General features: G+C 44.5%; 1 protein-coding gene. It reads left to right on the top strand.

Features of this window, described 5'->3' with window-relative positions:
• A partial coding sequence (locus EQG61_RS13790; protein WP_449404208.1) for an HYR-like domain-containing protein occupies positions 1–1,806 on the top strand: 1,806 nt, incomplete at both ends.

Here is a 1,806-nt window from a genome sequence, read left to right as displayed (position 1 = left end):
TCAACGAAGTAACTACTGCAGGTAACTGTGCTAGTAACTATACATTAACTCGCACATGGACTGCTACTGACGCTTGTGGTAACACAACCACTGCTACGCAAGTAGTAACTGTTCAAGATACTACTGCTCCTCAAATTACTGCTCAAGCTTCTAATTTAGTTGTTGAGTGTGATGGATCAGGTAATACCAATGCTTTACAAACTTGGTTAGCTAATCAAGGTGGTGCTTCAGCAACTGATAACTGTGGTAATGTAATTTGGTCTAATAATTTCAGTGCTATGGCAAATGACTGTTCAGCAGCAGTAACTGTAATTTTCACTGCGACTGATGCTTGTGGTAATACAGCAACAACTTCTGCTACTTTCACTATCCAAGATACTGTAGATCCAACTTTCGTAGAAGCTACACCAGCTAACGTAACAGTGGAATGTTCTAACGTTCCTGCGGCAGCAACAATGACTGCTACAGACAACTGTGGAGCAGCTAACGTTACTTTCAACGAAGTAACTGCTGCGGGTAACTGTGCAGGTAACTATACATTAACTCGTACATGGACTGCTACTGATGCTTGTGGTAACACAACTACTGCTACGCAAGTAGTAACTGTTCAAGACACTACTGCGCCTACTTTCGTAGAAGCTACACCAGCTAACGTAACAGTTGAATGTTCTAACGTTCCTGCGGCAGCAACAATGGCTGCTACAGACAACTGTGGAACGGCTAACGTTACTTTCAACGAAGTAACTGCTGCAGGTAACTGTGCTAGTAACTATACATTAACTCGCACATGGACTGCTACTGACGCTTGTGGTAACACAACCACTGCTACGCAAGTAGTAACTGTTCAAGATACTACTGCGCCTTCTTTCGTAGAAGCTACTCCAGCTAACGTAACTGTGGAATGTTCTAACGTTCCTGCAGCAGCAACAATGACTGCTACAGACAACTGTGGAGCAGCTACGGTAACCTTCAACGAAGTAACTGCTGCGGGTAACTGTGCAGGTAACTATACATTGACTCGTACATGGACAGCTACTGACGCTTGTGGTAACACAACCACTGCTACGCAAGTAGTAACTGTTCAAGATACTACTGCTCCTACTTTCGTAGAAGCTACTCCAGCTAACGTAACGGTGGAATGTTCTAACGTTCCTGCAGCAGCAACAATGACTGCTACAGACAACTGTGGAGCGGCTACGGTAACCTTCAACGAAGTAACTGCTGCAGGTAACTGTGCTAGTAACTATACATTAACACGTACATGGACAGCTACTGACGCTTGTGGTAACACAACTACTGCTACGCAAGTAGTAACTGTTCAAGATACTACTGCGCCTACTTTCGTAGAAGCTACTCCAGCTAACGTAACAGTGGAATGTTCTAACGTTCCTGCGGCAGCAACATTGACTGCTACAGACAACTGTGGAACGGCTAACGTTACTTTCAACGAAGTAACTACTGCAGGTAACTGTGCTAGTAACTATACATTAACTCGCACATGGACAGCTACTGACGCTTGTGGTAACACAACTACTGCTACGCAAGTAGTCACTGTTCAAGATACTACTGCGCCTACTTTCGTAGAAGCTACACCAGCTAACGTAACTGTAGAATGTTCTAACGTTCCTGCGGCAGCAACATTGACTGCTACAGACAACTGTGGTGCGGCTAACGTTACTTTCAACGAAGTAACTGCTGCGGGTAACTGTGCAGGTAACTATACATTGACTCGTACATGGACTGCTACTGACGCTTGTGGTAACACGACTACTGCTACGCAAGTAGTAACTGTTCAAGATACTACTG

Source organism: Flavobacterium stagni, assembly GCF_004122105.1.
Taxonomy (GTDB): domain Bacteria; phylum Bacteroidota; class Bacteroidia; order Flavobacteriales; family Flavobacteriaceae; genus Flavobacterium; species Flavobacterium stagni.
This window is presented reverse-complemented; position numbering and strand designations above follow the sequence as displayed.